Origin of the sequence: Brevibacillus sp. MCWH (assembly GCF_013096935.1) — a bacterium.
GTDB classification, from domain to species: Bacteria; Bacillota; Bacilli; order Brevibacillales; family Brevibacillaceae; genus Brevibacillus; species Brevibacillus aydinogluensis.
Map to the genome: position 1 here is coordinate 170867 of NZ_SDLF01000007.1, position 16435 is coordinate 187301.

The following is a 16435-nucleotide window of genomic DNA, read 5'->3' on the forward strand; positions in this document are numbered from 1 at the left end:
GCTGGTATAATTTGAGAAACGAACAATTTTGCACAGAGTTATCAAAGAATGTGATAAGAGGGAACACAGCGCATGGATTTCGAACAGTTACGTGCCTTTTATACCGTGGCGCAAACGAAAAACTTTACAAAAGCGGCAGAAATGCTGCACGTTGTCCAATCGACCGTTACGACGAGAATCAAACAACTGGAAGAAAAAGTAGGCAAGCCGCTGTTCACCCGGGACAAACGCAGCGTGAAGATCACCCAGGCCGGTTTGACGCTGCTGCCGTACGCCGAACGCATCCTGAAGCTCGCCACCGAGGCGCTGAACGAAGTGGCTGCCCTCCAACCGTACGAGGATTACCTCTCCATCGGCAGCCTGAATTCAATCTGGACCGCCATCCTGGAGCCGATACTCAAGGAGTACCACTACCGCTATCCGCACATTGCCATCAGCACCAAGACGGGGCACTCCGCCGACGTAATCCAATTTCTCCTGGACAACGTGATCCAAATCGGGATCGTCTACGTGCCGCCGTCTCTGCCCAACTTTGAGGTCATTCCCGCCTGGGAAGACGAGATCGTCCTGGTCAGTCCCCCGGACGACTCGATTATCACAGCGCCACATGTGGACGCTCGCGAACTGCGCAACCTCCCTTTGCTCTTCATGAATTGGGGGCCGCCGTTTGACCAGTGGATGCGGCAGACGCTGCCGCGCAGCTTTGTCCCCAAACTCCACGTGGACAAGGCGGAACTGGCCATCGACCTGGTAAAGGAAGGCCTGGGCGTCAGCCTGCTGACCCGTTCGACGGTGCAGGCCGACCTCGCCAACGGAACACTGAAGGAAATCACCATTGTCGGCAACAGACCGCCCAAACGGTCCGCCTACATCGTCCTGCCCCGGGACAAAAAGAACAAGCCCAGCGTGGAAAAATGGCTGGGCCTGATGCAGGAATTCGGTTATTTGCCTGAGCGGGCGTGACAGGACAGACGCCTTCGTCCGGCTTCCTCACAGGGGATCGGCCATATGGCGAGGCAATCTCATTCACCCTCCTCCATCAACGCACGCAGTGCGGCCGCAAACCGCTGATCGTCCTGCTGTGTGCGTGCAGACGGTCCGCGGGTTCGCCCGCCTCCCCGGCGGAAGCGCGCTTTTTCGTTTCGTTCTTCCAATTGGAACGTGATCCGTTCCGCATCAAACACGGACCCGTGCGGTGTCACGGCCTTGGACCGTTTCCCCAGCACGAGTGCGGCCAGTCCGATGTCCTGGGTGACGACGATGTCGCCCGCCTTCGCTTCGTTGGCCAGCCTCATGTCCACTGCCTGGGGGCCGGCGTCCACCACAACGTGATCTTCACCGTGAATCTGGTGATGGTAGCTGGCAAAGGTGACACAGCGCCACCCTTTTTCCTTGCACAGCGCCCGGGCAATCTCCAGCGCGCTTCGCGGACAGGCGTCGGCGTCAATCAGCACGCGCCCGTTGACTGCAGTCGTCACATTGGTTCACCTCTTCGCAGGCATGGCCCCTCCCCCTGCGGCTCCTTTTTTGATATGATGTGAATGGAGAGGAGTGAAAGGGCTTTGCGTTATCAATTTCAGTACGACGAACGGCTGGGCGTTCGGCTTCCCGTCCTCTACCACGACTGGGACGAGTATTCGCCGGAAGAGCGGGCCAGCATGCTGCTGGAGTGGGAAGAAATTCGCGCAACCATTCCCGATCGCATCATTCAGTTGGAAGCCATTATCATCGAAAAGCAAAAACAGATGTTTGAGGAAGAAAACTTCGCCCGCTCCTGCGAATTGAACAGCGAGATTCACGAATTGGCCAGCATTATCAATGATCTTAATATATGGTTTCGCGTTCAACAAGACTACGAAACAAAAACGCACCAGTAACCGCAGGCAAACACGGGACGGCACAAAAGGGCAGGCGATAAAGAATCGCCTGCCTCTCTTTTTTAGACGTTTTATTAGGCGTTGGCCGGTCAACTCGCGGCCGATTTTTTCCGCGCCAGGCGCAGCGCGATCAATCCGGTCACGTGCGGCGCCGCCATCGACGTCCCGTTCAGCTTTTTGAAGCTGTTGCCCGGCCAGGTGGACAAAATGTCCACGCCCGGCGCCGTCGTCGTCATTCCTTTGCCGCGCGAGCTGAATTCCGCCAGCTTGCCGTTTTGCGCCACTGCCCCGACACCGATTACCTCCCGATACCGGGCCGGGTATTCCACCTGTCCCCCGTTGTTGCCGGCTGACGCCACCATGACGATTCCCCGGTCCGCCGCCTTTTTGACAATCCGCGCCAGCGCTTCGCTGTACTGCGGCATGCCGAAGCTCATGTTGATGATCTCCATGTTGTTTTTGATCGACCAGTTCAAGGCCCGCATGATGTCGGCCAACCTGGCTGTGCCGTCCTCCCGGAACGTGCGCACATCGTAGAGATCAGCCTCCGGGGAGACCCCGACTATCCCCCGCTTGTTCATTTCCGCTACGATGATGCCGGCCACATGGGTGCCGTGCCCGTTGCGTTTGCCCCGGACCAGTTCGATGCCTCCCTTCACTCGATTGCGCAGCTCGAAATGATTGCGGTCTATCCCTGTATCGATGACGGCGATCTTCACGCCGGCTCCCTTGCTTCTCTTCCACAACCGTTCCGCCCCGACATACTTCACGCCCCAGGGCACCTCTTCTTGCGAGTGCACCCTGACCACCACGTTTTCTTCCACGATCGGATTGTGCCGTAAAAAGTGGTCCTGGTACATCTCAAAAAGTTCATCGCGAACGCACATGCAGGAGACGTCGTCAAAGCAGCGCCACGGCTGTTTCGCCGCCCGGGTAGCCAACTTCAACTTCGCCTTCAGCTCCGCCAAAATGTCGGCAAACGGCGCTTGATGATGAAACGTCAAAATCTTCACCTGGATTCCTCCCTGTCGTGACGAATGTCTGCATCATCCTATGTACAGATGCTGCCTTTTGGGTTGGGTGTTCACACAGGAGCGAGAAAAAGGGCGATTGTCTGAGCGCAGTTCAAACTGTCCGCCGCGCTGCGTCACCGCAAAAGCGCAAAGCAAAAGGGAGCGCGTGTCCGCTCCCTGTTTGCTCATACCCGCCAGTTGTGCCTGGATTAGTTGTCGCAGGCGCACCCGACGATCGTCAGCAATACGAACAACACCAGCACCAAGGCAAAATCGTCAAAGAAACCGCCGTTAAACAGGCTACTCATTACGCTTCCCCTCCTTTGTTGGCAACTACTCATACGGTATGAGCCAAACGGGTGGATTGATTGGACGGACGCCCATGTCCTGCATTTCAGCACCGTCCAATTTGGCTGGCCTGACGCTCGCAAACGCCAAAAAAGCCTGCGCTCCATCAAGAAGCTGCAGGCTTTTTGGATTGGGGGGCAGGCGCCATCCCGTACGGTTTTTGCATGACGGTCTGCCAGAAGGGGATCGTGCGCTGGATCAGCGGACCGGTCAACAGCGCGATCAGCACGGTGCCGATCGACACCGGTCCGCCCAGGGCCGCACCCGCCAACAGGACGGTTACCTCGATGGCGATGCGTACCTTTTGAATGCTCCAGCCCATCCGTTCGTTCATCGCCAGCATGAAACTGTCGCGCGGTCCAGCGCCCAGCCGCGGCGAGATGTACATCCCGATGCCGACGGCCATTATCAGCAAACCGGCGAGCAGCATCAGATACTGTTCCAGCATGGTTTCGGCTGTCGGGACAATGTCCAGCCAGAGAAAAAAGTCGAGAAAACTGCCAAAGCAGACCATATTCAAAAACATGCCAAACGTCGGCTTGATCTTAGCCAGCACATACGAAAGCAGGATGACGATGACCCCTACGATTTGCGTCCAGATGCCGATGGTCAGTCCAAACGTTTTTTGCAGACCGATGTGCAGCACATCCCAGGGCGAGACGCCCAGGTGTGCCTTGATCGTCAGTACGCAGCCAAATGCGCCAATGAACAGCCCCAGCACAAACATGGCGTAGCGAACCGCGAGCGGCCCGCCAAGTCGTTTCCCATACACTCCTGTTCACCTTTCCGTTCTCTCTGTTCTCTGCCGGTTAGCGCCAACCGGCCACCACTTCGTGAAAGATCCCGGCACTGCGGAAGTACGCCTCTGCTTTTGGGCGGTTGATGTAGGTTTCCAGCTCGTTCAGCCGCTCTCCCTCCAGGACGACCTGCCGCTGCCGGTTTTCCTCGTCACGGTACTCCACGATCAGGGACAGGTTCTCCCGCAGACAGTGTTCCCGCAGTTCTTCCGGGGTAGCAAAGGTAACCCGTTTCATGCTCTCCCTCTTTCCTGATGATGATCATTCATTATAGCAGGGATTCGCCGTTTCGCCCACTCCGCCGCGCACTCGTTTTACAGGTAGGCTGGCCAGATCTTCCGCCAACGTCGTATTGGGAAAGACGTCCCTGGCCTCCGCCAAGAGATCGGCCATTGTCAGGTCCCCGTCTTCATTTTCATAGCGCGGGCTGAAGTGGGTGAGGCAGAGCGCCTTCACCCCCGCTTCCCGGGCCAGAAGGGCCGCTTCCCGCGCCGTGGAGTGGCCGCTGCGCACGGCCAGCTCCTTGTCCCGGTAGGCGTACGTCGCCTCGTGAATCAGCAGGTCAGCACCGGCCGCCAATTCCCGGACGGCGCGGCACGGCTGGGTGTCTCCGCTGTAGACCACTTTGCGCCCCGGCTGGACTGGTCCGACAAAATCGCGGCCGTCAAAGACACGACCGTCTGGCAGGGTGATCCGCTCCCCCCGCTTCAACGCCCCGTACAGCGGCCCCTGCGGGATGCCCGCCTGTTCGGCTGCGTCCGCCAGAAACGCGCCGGGGCGATCCTTTTCCACCACCGCATAGGCGTACGCCGGCACCCGGTGCTGCACCCGGCGGCAGGACACCGTGAACGCTTCGTTTTCCCAGATGGTGCCTTCCTCGACGATGTGCACATGAAGCGGGTAATGCAGATGGACGGGACTTACGTCCATCACCGCCTGGATGTAGCGGTCCACGCCCGGCGGCCCGTACAGTTCCACCGCCGATGCTTCGTCGTTGCGCAGCGAGCGGCTGGCCAACAGGCCGATCAAGCCGTACAGGTGATCCCCGTGCAGGTGGGTAATGAAGATTTTTTCCAATTGACTTACTTTTAGCGGGGAACGCAAAATCTGGTGCTGTGTGCCCTCACCGCAGTCAAACAGCCACCACTTGCCTGTTTGAATAAAGCGGAGGGCGATCCCGCTGACGTTTCGACGCGTCGACGGAGCACCCGATCCGGTTCCCAGAAAGGTAATGATCATGCTGCGAGTGGTCTCCTTTTCATTCTGACGTTCAGGTGCCTGTCAGGTTGCTGGGCATTCACCCTTTTTTCCGAGGGCGCATACCCTACATCAAGCAGATTGTTCAGGCACTTGCCTTGTCAGGAGGGATGATGATGAAGCGACTGCTCTCTCTGGGGCTTGCCGCCGGACTGGCGCTGACGGCGCTGTTGACCGGCTGTGCCGACGCCCCGGAAAAAATACGGATCGGGGAAGTAACCCGATCGATCTTTTACGCCCCCCAGTACGTCGCGCTGGAAAAGGGCTTCTTCAAGGAAGAAGGGCTCGACGTGGAACTGACCACCACGTGGGGCGGCGACAAAACCATGACCGCCCTGCTTTCCGGCGGCATTGACGTGGCGCTGGTCGGTTCGGAGACGAGCATTTACGTCGCCCAGCAGGGAGCGGCCGATCCGGTTATCACCTTTGCCCAATTGACGCAGACGGACGGCACCTTCCTCGTCTCGCGCCAAAAAGTGGAACACTTCAGCTTCGACCAACTGAAGGGCAGCGTTTTTCTCGGCCAGCGAAAAGGCGGCATGCCGCAGATGGTCGGCGAGTACGTGCTGAAAAAGCACGGCATTGACCCGCACAACGACCTGCAGTTGATTCAAAACATTGAATTCAAAAACGTCGCGTCCGCTTTTGCCTCGGGGACGGGAGAGTACGTCCAGCTGTTCGAGCCGCAGGCGTCCCAATTCGAGGCAGACGGCATCGGGTACGTCGTCGCTTCGTTCGGCCAGGAAAGCGGCACGGTTCCCTACACCGCGTACATGGCCAAACAAAGCTATCTCGAGAAGCAGAAAGCCGCTATCCAAAAGTTTACCAATGCCATCTACAAAGGGCAACAATGGGTGGCCAGCCACTCTCCCAAAGAGACCGCCCAGGTGATCGCACCCTACTTCCAGGAGGTCAGTCCGGAGATTCTGGAAAGCTCTGTCAAACGCTATCTGGAGCAAGGCTCGTACGCCACCGACCCGATTCTCGACGAATCTGAGTGGAACCTCCTGCAGGAGATCATGGACCAGGCAGGTGAACTGAAACAGCGCGTCGATTACGCCAAGCTGGTCAACACCACGTTTGCCAAAACCGCCAAGGAAGGGAAGTAAGCGATATGAACCAGCTTCTTTCTGAACCGGCCAAAATCGAGCTGCGTCACGTCACCCATCTCTACGTCACGACCACTCGCGCGTTCATGGCGGTCAAAGACATCAACCTGCGCGTGGCGGAAGGCGAGTTCATCTGCCTGATCGGCCCCAGCGGCTGCGGCAAAACGACACTGCTCTCCCTGATCGCCGGGCTGGAAAAACCGACGGCAGGCAAGATTCTGATTGATGGACGGCCGGTGGAGGGCACTTCCCGCCAGGTGGGCTACATGCTGCAGCAGGATTTTCTGTTCAACTGGCGCACGATCGAGGAAAACATCTTCCTCGGCCTGGACATACAAGGCATCCGCAGCCGGGAGACGGAAGCGTACGCCCTGCACCTGCTGGAGGAAATGGAACTGGCCGACGTGCGCAAGGCGTATCCGGCACAGCTTTCCGGGGGGATGAGGCAGCGGGTGGCGCTGGTACGCACACTCGCCTGCCAGCCTGACATCCTGCTGCTGGATGAACCGTTTTCGGCGCTGGACTACCAGACCAAACTGAAGCTGGAGGACCTGATTTTCTCCACGCTGCGCCGCCACAAAAAAACGGCCGTACTGGTGACGCACGACCTGTCCGAGTCAATTGCGATGGGCGACCGGGTGTACATCCTGGCGCGCAATCCCGGACGCATCCGAAGCGAAGTGGCCGTGCCGCCAGCAATCCGCGATGCGCTGCCGTTTGACGCCCGCAATCGTCCCGGGTTTCACGAATTGTTTCACCAGGTGTGGAAAGAGATGGAGGTGGTGACCGATGCAGCCACATGAGATTGAGGCGATCCACCGCAACCATTTGCGACGGATGGCGAAACAGCGCTGCCTGGTCGTCGCCACCCAACTGGCCCTGTTTCTGCTGTTCATCGGCATCTGGGAAGGGCTCGCCCGTGCCAACGCCATCAACGTGCTGATCTTCAGCTACCCGTCCAAAATGTGGCAGTTGTTCTGGTCGATGATCCTGGACGGCAGCCTGCTGCCGCACGTAGCGATAACCGTGGGAGAGACCGTTGTCGGCTTCCTGCTGGGCACGCTGCTCGGCACGCTGCTCGCCACACTGATCTGGTGGTCCCCCTTTCTCTCCCGGGTGCTGGAGCCGTATCTCGTGGTCGGCAACAGCATGCCCAAGGTGGCACTCGGCCCCGTCTTCATCGTCGGTCTGGGGCCCGGCCTGGTCTCCGTAATCGCGATGGGCTGCGCCATCTCCGTCATCATTACCACGATCGTGATCTACACCAGCTTCAAAGAAGTGAATCCCAATTATGTCAAGGTAGTCCAGACGCTGGGCGCCAACAAGCGGCAAACCTTTACGATGGTGATCCTGCCCGCCACGATTCCGACAATTCTCTCCACGCTCAAGGTAAACGTCGGCCTCTCCTGGGTGGGCGTGATCGTCGGCGAATTTCTCGTCTCACAAAAAGGGCTGGGCTATCTGATCATCTACGGCTTTCAGGTGTTTAATTTTACCCTCATGAAGGTAATGAAAATACCTAAATTACACTTACGCGCTGGTGTCCCCTCCAGGTAAGCATTATCAGCCCTTCTGTCCAAGGAATGTCTCCCCATCCTCTCAAAGAATTTTTTCCATGGCCATCACATCAACAAAGTTTCCATCCAATATACCTTGGTTGTGAAACACACCGACTACACGGTACCCGCATTTTCTGTAAAGACCTTGGCCAAGTCCGTTAAACGGAAAGGTAAACAACACGATTTTGTGAAATTTCTGGACGCGCGCTACCTCCTCAAGCCTGTTTAACAGTACCTTCCCGACGCCTTTTCCTCGGTAAGACCGCTCAATATAGATTGATAAGTCAGCGACGCCGTCATAGGCACATCGATTCGAATAACGGTTAAGAGAAGCCCATCCAATGACGGCACCATTCATCTCTGCGACAAGAACGGCGTATCGCCCCTGATGTTCATCAAACCACTTTTTGATGTACGTGTAGTCCTTCTCTTCTGATTCCAAGGTCGCGATTCGGTCAGCAATCCCTTGATTGTAGATCGTGAGGATTGATTCAAGATCTGCCGCACTTGCAGCTCGAATGCAAAGGTTCATGACCGGAATCCCCCTTTTCACAGTCCTCCGACTCATTTGGGCTGCAAACAGAATCTTTTGTATCCTTGACCTCTTCGATTTTTACCTTGCAACAAGAACCCTCTTTTTTTCCAAACAAACCTTTCAAGAATCCCATGTTATATTCCTCCTCAGATAATATAGAATAAAAATCCAGACATGGTGGACATGGTGAACACAGATACAACAAACGCTCCAACTAATCGCTTTTTAAAAATAGAGTGAAGCAGTGTTAACTCTGGCAAGCTTGCTCCCGCAGAACTGATCATAAGCGCCATTACTGGACCAAGAGCCATTCCTTTTGCAATCAAAATTTGCGAAATGGGGATCATTGTCGAGAGTCGAATATAGAGCGGAATACCAATAATGGCTGCGATTGGCACCATCCACCACTTATCTCCACCTATATAGGTCGTAATCCATTCGGTAGGTACAGCACCATGAATGACAGATCCAATCGCAGCACCAATAATGAGATAAGGATAAACCGATTTTATCAGTCCCAATGTTTCGGCGAAGGCAGCTTTCAGGCTAAAGGACTTGCTTGACTCGTTGTATCCAGTCATGACAACTTGTTTAACTTGTGTTTCAAACCCTAATCGTTCCAGGGTAAACCCGATGATCACCGATAACACGGAAGTAATGACAGTATAGGCAATCGCTACTTTTACCCCGAGCATTGTTCCCATGAGGGTAATTATAGTTGGGTCTAACACCGGTGATGCGAAAAGGAACACCATCACAATCCCGAAACGGATTTTTTTGTTTAACAAGTTCACAACCACCGGTATGGTTGAGCAAGAGCAAAATGGTGTAACGAACGCGAATACCAATACCATAAAGGCACCCAGGGCTGTGTTTTTCCCCGCCAAAAAATTTTCAAGCTTTTTATAAGGGATAAAGCTCTGGAGAAAACTGATGGCAAACGAGATCACAATAAACAATACCGTTAACTCTAATGCGATCTATAAAAAACTGTCCAGAACTTCGCGCCACATGTTCACCACCCCTATTTATTTGCATTTTACAAGTATTTTAGAAAGAAAAGTGGGTTTAATCACCCATGGGATTGCAGCATTGCTTGGTTCTAGCCATCGCTTGATTCAACAATTGTAGGGAACGAATCACCGTTTCTTTTTCAAATTGGCTCATATGAGAAAAGATATCCTCATAATACGAGCACATTAGCCTATCAATATAATCATGAATGCGTTTCCCTTTTTCCGTTAAGGAAAGGATATGCACCCTGCGGTCTTCTGCATACGGAGTCTTTTTTACGAGTTCTGCTTCAACCAATGCTTGAACCTGGCGGCTGAATGTCGTGACATCCATTCCTAAAATCTCAGCAATTTGTTGCATGGACGGCTGATGGTTCCGGTTGATTTCGTATATGATGTGGCTTTGCACAACCGATATGTCAATTCCATCTACTGAACAACAGTTTTTATTTAGAAGTCCAATACGCCGAGTCATCGTCTGTAAAATTTCACGTATATTATCCATTTCCTCACCTCTTTACCCATTTATACACGAATTACTTGCAATTAGCAAGTTATTTTTATAAATTCTTTATGTAGAGATTAATTGGTACCTATATACGCAATTGTTGTAAGTGAACACTAATAATATTTTTCTAAAAATCACATCGTTATAATCCGATTTTGCGAAAGGAATGATTAAGGTGCCCCCTATTTATGATTGTATTGTCATCGGTGCCGGTCAGGCTGGTTTAGCGGCTGGTTATCACCTTCAACAACAGCAGCTTAATTTTCTTATTCTCGAAGCTGCTGATAAACCTGCAGGCTCATGGCCACAGTATTATGACAGCCTTACCTTGTTCTCCCCTGCTCGCTACTCCTCCCTTCCCGGGCTGCCGTTTCCAGGAGATCCCACTCGCTATCCTGTCCGAGATGAAGTCGTATCGTATTTGATACATTACGCCCAATATTTTAACTTGCCTATTCGGACCAATACCTCAGTTACTGATATTCAAAAGGAGAAACATTTGTTTTTGCTCGCAACTGGATCGGGGGAATTATTCCAAGCAAAAAATGTAATCGCTGCTACGGGCGGATTTAGTCGTCCATTTATCCCTCATATTCTTGGGATTGAACATTTTCAGGGGACCACTCTTCATTCCAAGGATTATAAAAACCCCTTTCCCTTTCAAAACCAACGAATTGTAGTGGTCGGGGCAGGTAACTCAGCGGTCCAAATTGCAGTCGAGTTGGCAGCACATGCAGACGTTACCATTGCCACACGCTCGCCCATTCTCTTTAAGCCACAGGTAATTATCGGTAAGGATGTTCATTTCTGGGTCACGGTGCTTGGGATCGACCAAACTGGTTTTGGAAAATGGCTGCTTCAGTCAAAACCAGAGGGTGTCCTGGATACGGGGAAATACCAGAAAGCCATCGAGAATCAAAAGCCAAGTCGGAAGGAGATGTTTGTCCAATTTACGAAAGATGGCGTTATTTGGTCAGACGGTACGGAAGAACATGTTGATACCGTCATCTTCGCCACCGGTTATCGTCCGAACGTCAATTACCTTTCCTCTCTTCATGCTTTGGACAAAGATGGCTCCCCTTTGCATCATAAGGGCGTCAGTACAACTGTAAAAGGTCTGTATTATGTTGGACTCCCTTGGCAACGCTCTTTGGCATCAGCGACACTTCGTGGGGTTGGGAAAGATGCGAAATATGTGATCAATCATATGAGGAATACCTAGCTATATGTTCTTTCTAAAGTAAACGACCATGAATCGCATGGTCGTTTACGAATGCCCCTACTTCCTAGATACCTTCAGCAAGAAATTTTTCAATGCGAGCTTTGATGGAATCACGTACAGTACGGTATCGAGTCATAATTTCTTGTTCGGTTCCTGTTGCTTTCGCAGGATTGTCAAAACCCCAATGCCATTTCACGATGTTTTTATTGGAAATAACAGGGCAATGTTCATCTGCATACACGAGTGGTTTTTTATCCATGATCTATTCTCCTTTTGTATTGTTTGTATTGTTGAAATATCTCTTATGAAACCAAAGCGTAACGTTTACTACTTCAATCATGACTGACACTTCTGCCAAGGGACCGATAATGGCTGCAAACGCTGCACCCGAATGAATCCCGAACACCCCTAAAAAATGAAGGAGGCTCGTCGCCCCCTGTTTATCCAAACATCGGTTCGTCAAAATGAACATTGCGCGTTGCTACAATTCGAACATGGTCATCATTCTTGGTAACACTCGGACCGTCAGCGTAAATTTCTTGAAACAGCTTTTCATCGGGTTTCGCATATTTTTTCCTGGCCTCCATGGCAGCCTGGACCGCAGCTTTTCTTTTTAATGTAATCGCAAAGTCGGATGGTGAATGAACGACGAACGCTCTGACCTTTCTGCCAATCTTAGTAAATTTGCGCGGGTTGTTGTTCAACATATGCTTCAACTCCCCTTTCCAGAAACGTATTTAACGAACTGAGGATTGCTTGGTTTTCCTTTTCAATAAACTGTTCCAGCAGCGCATCGTATCGTTCTTCAGGCACTTGTCTATTGATAAGCAAATGGACGGTCACCACAAACGTTTTTGCAATCGGAATACAGATGATATATTCGTATTCACCGCGAACCGTATTTTGTTCTTTAAAAGCCATGATGGATTTGTTGGACAAGAAGGACTCAACAACCCAACTCTTATCCTCCGGGAACCTCTCATTATGATCCAAGCTGTACCGTTTTCCTTCATCTACGTCTCTGGCGTGACCGATTTGTACCAGTTCATCTTCAACGAGGGAAAATAGAGTTGCCGCTGATGGGCTGAATCCGTCGGGAGTTGAACAGGAACCAAGAAAGTTCTCCATGACCCGATTGTATTTAATCGCCGTGTGATTGCTGTGTTTTACCAACGAGTAAAGAAAATTGACTTGAGCGGTGAGGCGTTTGTTTTTTTCCATTATATCACGCGAATCCTGTCTGCGGCCGAGCCTGTTGATAATTTCACTGAGTTGATAGGCAAACACACTGACGGCTGACATTGCGTTATCGTCGTCTCGATCAATCTCGTATTCACCTGGAGTAATGCCAAACAAGTCCGTGGGAATGCGGAAGTCTGCAAGTCCTCTTGGCTTGACGAAGAAAGCACGGTCAGCACCAAGTTTTCCAATGGAAAGTCCAAGTTCAAAAATCACATTGTCCCGTGCTGCTGTCAGTTCCGCCCCCCGCAGATATGTACGATCGTCCGGAGAGAAAATAAATACGGCAAAATCTGTCGCATCGAGGTGATTCAACAGACTTTGTAACGCTGTTTGATTTAGTTGAAATATCCCATGTGACCAGATTGTGACCTGGGCTTCATGTGTCAGTGAAGCATGGAGCGCTCGTGCCAGTCGGTGTCCCTCTGCGGAAGAGCCAATGAAAACTCTGGGTTTTACCGCAACATTCATGGTACGCCCCCTCTCACACCGAAAATGAACGTCATCTCAATTGGTAAATTTCCGTCTATTTTCTACATTATTCAGCCGTTCGCCATCCGTATACCTTTTTCGTGCCGATTCTTTTCCTCCACTGTGTCAGCTTCAAAAACCACGCTCTTACCCCAAGGCATTTCCACCTCTTTCCATTTTCGCATATTGGATGCAGAACATTGCCAGACAACTGCTATGCGTTTTGGTTCTTTTTACTATCGGGATAAAGAGCCATTGGAGGTAACGATTCAATGGCTGCTTCCGTATTTGTAAGCGCGGGAACGCCTTGTTCCACAAAAAAACAACAAAAATATATCTTTTTACGGCATTTTTTTATTGAAAAACGATAAATTGAGTGGTAAAGTCAAAGCGAATTCAGCAAAGTGAGGGGTTTTTTATGAGACGAGGAACAACACTCTTTTTAAAGGGAGCTGTTATTCTGATTGGAATGCCAGTTCTCGCCATGTGCCTGTTTTTGGTGCCTGAGATCGCCAATTACGCAGCTGAATTGTATCCGAATATCGCGATGATGAAATATCTCGTTTTTATCCTTTTGTATGCAACAGCGATCCCTTTTTACGTTGCGCTGTATCAAGCGTTTAAACTTTTAAGCTATATTGACCAAAATAAAGCCTTCTCAGAATTATCTGTAGTCGCTTTACAGAAAATCAAATACTGTGCCATTACCATCAGTATTTTGTACATGGCAGGCATGCCGCTTCTCTATCTGATGGCTGAAGCTGACGACGCCCCAGGCATCATCGTCATCGGATTGGTCCTGATATTTGCCTCCATGGTGATCGGCGTTTTTGCTGCGGTTCTCCAAAAGCTGTTGCAGGAGGCTATCGAAATCAAAGCAGAAAATGATTTGACGGTCTGAGGTGAGTAACGTGGCGATTATTATCAATATTGACGTGATGCTGGCCAAGCGGAAAATGAGCGTTACAGAACTATCGGAAAAGATCGGAATTACAATGGCCAATCTTTCCATATTGAAAAACGGAAAGGCAAAAGCAATTCGATTATCAACTTTGGATGCGATTTGCAAGGCGTTGGATTGTCAGCCTGGAGACATTTTAGAGTATAAAAGCGACGAAAACACGTAAGGTTCTAAAGAGAATCAACATAACCGTTTGTGAATCTGCGTAGAAGGTGAACAATTTGAAACGACGATTATTCCATGCCATGCAGCAGCTGGTACGCTTCGGCTGGCAGCAGGCGCTGTCCTGTGTCTTTCCTGTGGTCATCTTTGCCTCACTGGCTCTGACAAAGTTCATTCACCTTCCCTGGCTGCCCCGTTACGACTGGCTGCTAATCATCTGCCTGGCCATGCAGGTATGGATGCTGCGCTCCGGTCTGGAAACACGCGACGAGCTGAAGGTGATCACCGTCTTCCACTTGATCGGTTTGGCGCTGGAACTGTTCAAGGTGCGCATGGGGTCCTGGTCGTACCCGGAAGAAGGCTGGACGAAGGTGTACGGAGTCCCTCTCTACAGCGGATTTATGTATGCCAGCGTGGCCAGCTACCTGTGCCAGGCCTGGCGACGCCTGAAGGTAGAACTGGTTCGTTGGCCTTCTCTCTGGTTGGTTGCCCCGCTTGCCGCTGCAATCTACCTGAATTTCTTCACCCACCATTTTTGGGTTGACATTCGCTGGTGGCTGGCTGGCTTGGTGCTGGTCGTCTTTAGCCGAACCTGGGTTACCTATGAGGTCGGCCGTCATCGCTACCGGATGCCGCTTATCCTCTCCTTCGTGCTGATCGGCTTCTTCATCTGGATTGCGGAGAACGTCGCCACCTTTTTTAGCGCGTGGGAATACCCGAATCAAGCCGACAGCTGGCGTCTCGTCCATGTAGGTAAGGTCAGTTCCTGGGTTCTGCTTGTCATCGTCAGCTTTCTAATCGTCGCCTCGTTGAAACAAATCAAGGAAAAGCGAACTGAGAATGGAAAAGACAGCGGCACCCCCACTCGTCAGGAGATGTAAGCGAAAAGAGGATGAGAGAGCGCATTTGCTCCTCATCCTCTTTTTGTACTTCGAGATTCTCTCACTCGTATCGCTCTTTCCTGCTGGAAAAGTAACGAAAGCAGGCAAACTTTTTAATTTGCTGCAGAAATACGGTAAAGGCGACATTGCAGATGCAGTAGCAGGAATGGGAAAGGTTTTAAAGCATAATAGCAAGGCTGTTTTAATGGAAGGAACCTCTAGTAATGGATGGAAGCATATTGTAGAAAATCACATAACCGGAAAATCAGGCAAGACATTGTTTCCAAAACATATGGGCGAAGGAGAGATTAAAAATTTAATCATGGAAAGTAAAGTGTAGAAAAAGGGAAAGTTAAGACAAAACATTCCGATGGAACAATAGTGTATGTATATAATCCTAATAAATATGGTATTAGTGAAATGCTCACTGTTATAAATGAAAATGGGATTATCCGAACCTCCTACCCAACAAAAGGAAGTAGCGTAGTAACAAAAAAAAAAAGGAAGCGAGGCGAGAGCTATGTCTCTAAAAATTGTATTGGTAGACGGGGACGGCGATTGGAAAGAAACACTTAAAAGCGGCGATCTTGATAGTTTTTTTAGTTGTGAGATGTACATGACTGTTGATAATGGCAGCGAACAACTGACCATCAATACCGCTACTCTTTACGGCACAGCGTTGATAAGCATGACCGATGGCATAATTAACATGCTCACCAATAAAGATAAACAGACATTTCATATTCTCGGCTTTGGTTCTGTTCACGATTACTATTTTCATATGAAAGGACCTGAAATCAAAATCGAAGCCGTAAATGTTACAAATGATCAGGTAGAACACTTTCTTTTTTACGACAAACTGACATTCGCTCGTGATCTCGTAACAACCTTGCAGAATCATTTACAGGAGATTGCGCACATTAACCCCCGAATCAAAGAACAAAAAAGATATCACCTCCTGGAACACGGAGTGTCTGTACTCAACTCCATACTTGAAAGGTATTAGGGGAGCTTCATCAGGAAAGGAAGGGGCGCTGGCCGTTTGCTGGTCGCCCCTTTTCTGATTGTTGCCAATGACCAAAACAAAAAGAGCTATTATATTAATAGCTCTTTTGAGGATTATGTTCATGTATTACCACCAAATCCTCTCGCGGTCCAGTTTAGGTAACTTGGTATAACGATAGCCGACCAAAGCGGTATTCGTGTCCTTATTTTTCACAGAAACTAAAATCCTTTGTACATCGGCTATGGGGTGCTTGAGATAACCTTTCTCTAATGTGTCAAGATACTGATTCGATTTGGTGACTATAAAAAACTTCGCTTCCAATTCCTTTCTAGTCTTCGGTGCAGTTACTGTGTCAAGATCAAAAGAAAGTTCCTCAAAAAAATCAAGCGAAAATTCCCCAGTAAGAGAAAGAGAATACTCAAATGCCTCTTAGGTGGTAATATAGACAAGACTACCCACTTGTGTTGTTCCCATCCC

22 protein-coding genes and 1 pseudogene are annotated in these 16435 nt (G+C 50.8%); 11 read left to right on the forward strand and 12 right to left on the reverse strand.

What is annotated here, in order from left to right; all coding sequences use genetic code 11:
* Positions 1-72: 72 nt before the first annotated feature.
* Positions 73-963: a LysR family transcriptional regulator gene (locus tag ETC00_RS09130; RefSeq protein WP_171565681.1), complete on the forward strand. Its 891-nt coding sequence runs from the start codon at positions 73-75 to the stop codon at positions 961-963.
* Between the two features lie 59 nt (positions 964-1022).
* On the opposite strand, the gene ETC00_RS09135 is transcribed toward ETC00_RS09130, so the two are convergent.
* Positions 1023-1478, reverse strand: a complete 456-nt coding sequence (locus ETC00_RS09135) for a DUF188 domain-containing protein (RefSeq protein WP_171565682.1) — start codon at positions 1476-1478, stop codon at positions 1023-1025.
* 63 nt (positions 1479-1541) lie between these two features.
* On the opposite strand from ETC00_RS09135, the gene ETC00_RS09140 reads away from it, so the two are divergent.
* Positions 1542-1877 (forward strand): hypothetical protein, encoded by a 336-nt coding sequence (locus ETC00_RS09140; RefSeq protein WP_171565683.1) that lies wholly within the window; start codon positions 1542-1544, stop codon positions 1875-1877.
* An 89-nt stretch (positions 1878-1966) separates the two neighbouring features.
* Here the strand turns inward: ETC00_RS09140 and ETC00_RS09145 are convergent, their stop codons facing one another.
* The 5 genes from ETC00_RS09145 to rnz form a co-directional block, all read right to left on the reverse strand.
* The gene (locus ETC00_RS09145; RefSeq protein ID WP_171565684.1) at positions 1967-2890 is read right to left on the reverse strand and encodes a S8 family peptidase; all 924 of its coding nucleotides are present in this window, start codon (positions 2888-2890) and stop codon (positions 1967-1969) included.
* 209 nt (positions 2891-3099) lie between these two features.
* Positions 3100-3198, reverse strand: coding sequence for a YjcZ family sporulation protein (locus tag ETC00_RS09150; protein WP_029099369.1), 99 nt, complete (start codon positions 3196-3198; stop codon positions 3100-3102).
* 146 nt (positions 3199-3344) lie between these two features.
* Positions 3345-3965 carry a YczE/YyaS/YitT family protein gene (locus ETC00_RS09155; protein WP_171565709.1) on the reverse strand — a complete coding sequence of 207 codons (621 nt, stop codon included), beginning with the start codon at positions 3963-3965 and terminating at the stop codon, positions 3345-3347.
* An 82-nt stretch (positions 3966-4047) separates the two neighbouring features.
* Positions 4048-4272, reverse strand: a complete 225-nt coding sequence (locus ETC00_RS09160; RefSeq protein ID WP_171565685.1) for a hypothetical protein — start codon at positions 4270-4272, stop codon at positions 4048-4050.
* A 24-nt stretch (positions 4273-4296) separates the two neighbouring features.
* Positions 4297-5274 carry a ribonuclease Z gene (gene rnz / locus ETC00_RS09165; protein WP_171565686.1) on the reverse strand — a complete coding sequence of 326 codons (978 nt, stop codon included), beginning with the start codon at positions 5272-5274 and terminating at the stop codon, positions 4297-4299.
* A 134-nt stretch (positions 5275-5408) separates the two neighbouring features.
* On the opposite strand from rnz, the gene ETC00_RS09170 reads away from it, so the two are divergent.
* From ETC00_RS09170 to ETC00_RS09180, 3 genes are read left to right on the forward strand one after another with little or no spacing between them, the layout of a single operon-like run.
* Entirely contained in the window at positions 5409-6401 is a 993-nt protein-coding gene (locus ETC00_RS09170; protein ID WP_171565687.1) for an ABC transporter substrate-binding protein, read from the forward strand.
* A 5-nt stretch (positions 6402-6406) separates the two neighbouring features.
* Positions 6407-7204, forward strand: a complete 798-nt coding sequence (locus ETC00_RS09175; protein WP_171565688.1) for an ABC transporter ATP-binding protein — start codon at positions 6407-6409, stop codon at positions 7202-7204.
* Positions 7191-7958 (forward strand): ABC transporter permease, encoded by a 768-nt coding sequence (locus ETC00_RS09180; RefSeq protein ID WP_171565689.1) that lies wholly within the window; start codon positions 7191-7193, stop codon positions 7956-7958. Before ETC00_RS09175 ends, ETC00_RS09180 begins: the two co-directional genes overlap by 14 nt.
* Before the next feature lie 42 nt (positions 7959-8000).
* Here the strand turns inward: ETC00_RS09180 and ETC00_RS09185 are convergent, their stop codons facing one another.
* From ETC00_RS09185 to ETC00_RS09195, 3 genes are all read right to left on the reverse strand, one after another.
* On the reverse strand, positions 8001-8492 hold the full coding sequence (locus tag ETC00_RS09185) for an arsinothricin resistance N-acetyltransferase ArsN1 family A (RefSeq protein ID WP_253264271.1): 492 nt from the start codon (positions 8490-8492) through the stop codon (positions 8001-8003).
* A gap of 149 nt (positions 8493-8641) precedes the next feature.
* Positions 8642-9454, reverse strand: a complete 813-nt coding sequence (locus ETC00_RS09190; protein ID WP_253264272.1) for a permease — start codon at positions 9452-9454, stop codon at positions 8642-8644.
* Between the two features lie 109 nt (positions 9455-9563).
* A complete protein-coding gene (locus ETC00_RS09195) occupies positions 9564-10013 on the reverse strand; it encodes a MarR family winged helix-turn-helix transcriptional regulator (protein ID WP_171565691.1) in 450 nt (149 codons plus the stop codon).
* Positions 10014-10191: 178 nt separating this feature from the next.
* On the opposite strand from ETC00_RS09195, the gene ETC00_RS09200 reads away from it, so the two are divergent.
* The gene (locus ETC00_RS09200; protein WP_171565692.1) at positions 10192-11238 is read left to right on the forward strand and encodes a flavin-containing monooxygenase; all 1047 of its coding nucleotides are present in this window, start codon (positions 10192-10194) and stop codon (positions 11236-11238) included.
* A 64-nt stretch (positions 11239-11302) separates the two neighbouring features.
* Here ETC00_RS09200 and ETC00_RS09205 read toward each other — a convergent pair.
* From ETC00_RS09205 to ETC00_RS09215, 3 genes and pseudogenes are all read right to left on the reverse strand, one after another.
* Positions 11303-11476: pseudogene (locus ETC00_RS09205) on the reverse strand (low molecular weight phosphatase family protein); the annotation flags it as partial.
* Positions 11477-11678: 202 nt separating this feature from the next.
* Positions 11679-11945, reverse strand: coding sequence for a hypothetical protein (locus ETC00_RS09210; protein ID WP_171565693.1), 267 nt, complete (start codon positions 11943-11945; stop codon positions 11679-11681).
* Entirely contained in the window at positions 11914-12948 is a 1035-nt protein-coding gene (locus ETC00_RS09215; protein WP_171565694.1) for a TIR domain-containing protein, read from the reverse strand. The genes ETC00_RS09210 and ETC00_RS09215 overlap by 32 nt, the downstream gene beginning before the upstream one ends.
* 418 nt (positions 12949-13366) lie before the next feature.
* Here ETC00_RS09215 and ETC00_RS09220 point away from each other — a divergent pair, with 418 nt between their 5' ends.
* The 5 genes from ETC00_RS09220 to ETC00_RS09240 all read left to right on the forward strand — a co-directional run bounded on the left by ETC00_RS09220 (position 13367) and on the right by ETC00_RS09240 (position 15958).
* Positions 13367-13849, forward strand: a complete 483-nt coding sequence (locus ETC00_RS09220) for a DUF2975 domain-containing protein (protein ID WP_171565695.1) — start codon at positions 13367-13369, stop codon at positions 13847-13849.
* A 10-nt stretch (positions 13850-13859) separates the two neighbouring features.
* On the forward strand, positions 13860-14075 hold the full coding sequence (locus ETC00_RS09225) for a helix-turn-helix domain-containing protein (RefSeq protein WP_171565696.1): 216 nt from the start codon (positions 13860-13862) through the stop codon (positions 14073-14075).
* A gap of 79 nt (positions 14076-14154) precedes the next feature.
* Complete coding sequence (locus ETC00_RS09230; RefSeq protein ID WP_171565710.1) at positions 14155-14952, forward strand: DUF817 domain-containing protein; 798 nt, start codon at positions 14155-14157, stop codon at positions 14950-14952.
* The gene (locus ETC00_RS09235) at positions 14912-15292 is read left to right on the forward strand and encodes a hypothetical protein (RefSeq protein WP_171565697.1); all 381 of its coding nucleotides are present in this window, start codon (positions 14912-14914) and stop codon (positions 15290-15292) included. Before ETC00_RS09230 ends, ETC00_RS09235 begins: the two co-directional genes overlap by 41 nt.
* A gap of 180 nt (positions 15293-15472) precedes the next feature.
* Positions 15473-15958: a ribonucleoside-triphosphate reductase gene (locus ETC00_RS09240; RefSeq protein ID WP_253264273.1), complete on the forward strand. Its 486-nt coding sequence runs from the start codon at positions 15473-15475 to the stop codon at positions 15956-15958.
* Positions 15959-16435 lie beyond the last annotated feature (477 nt).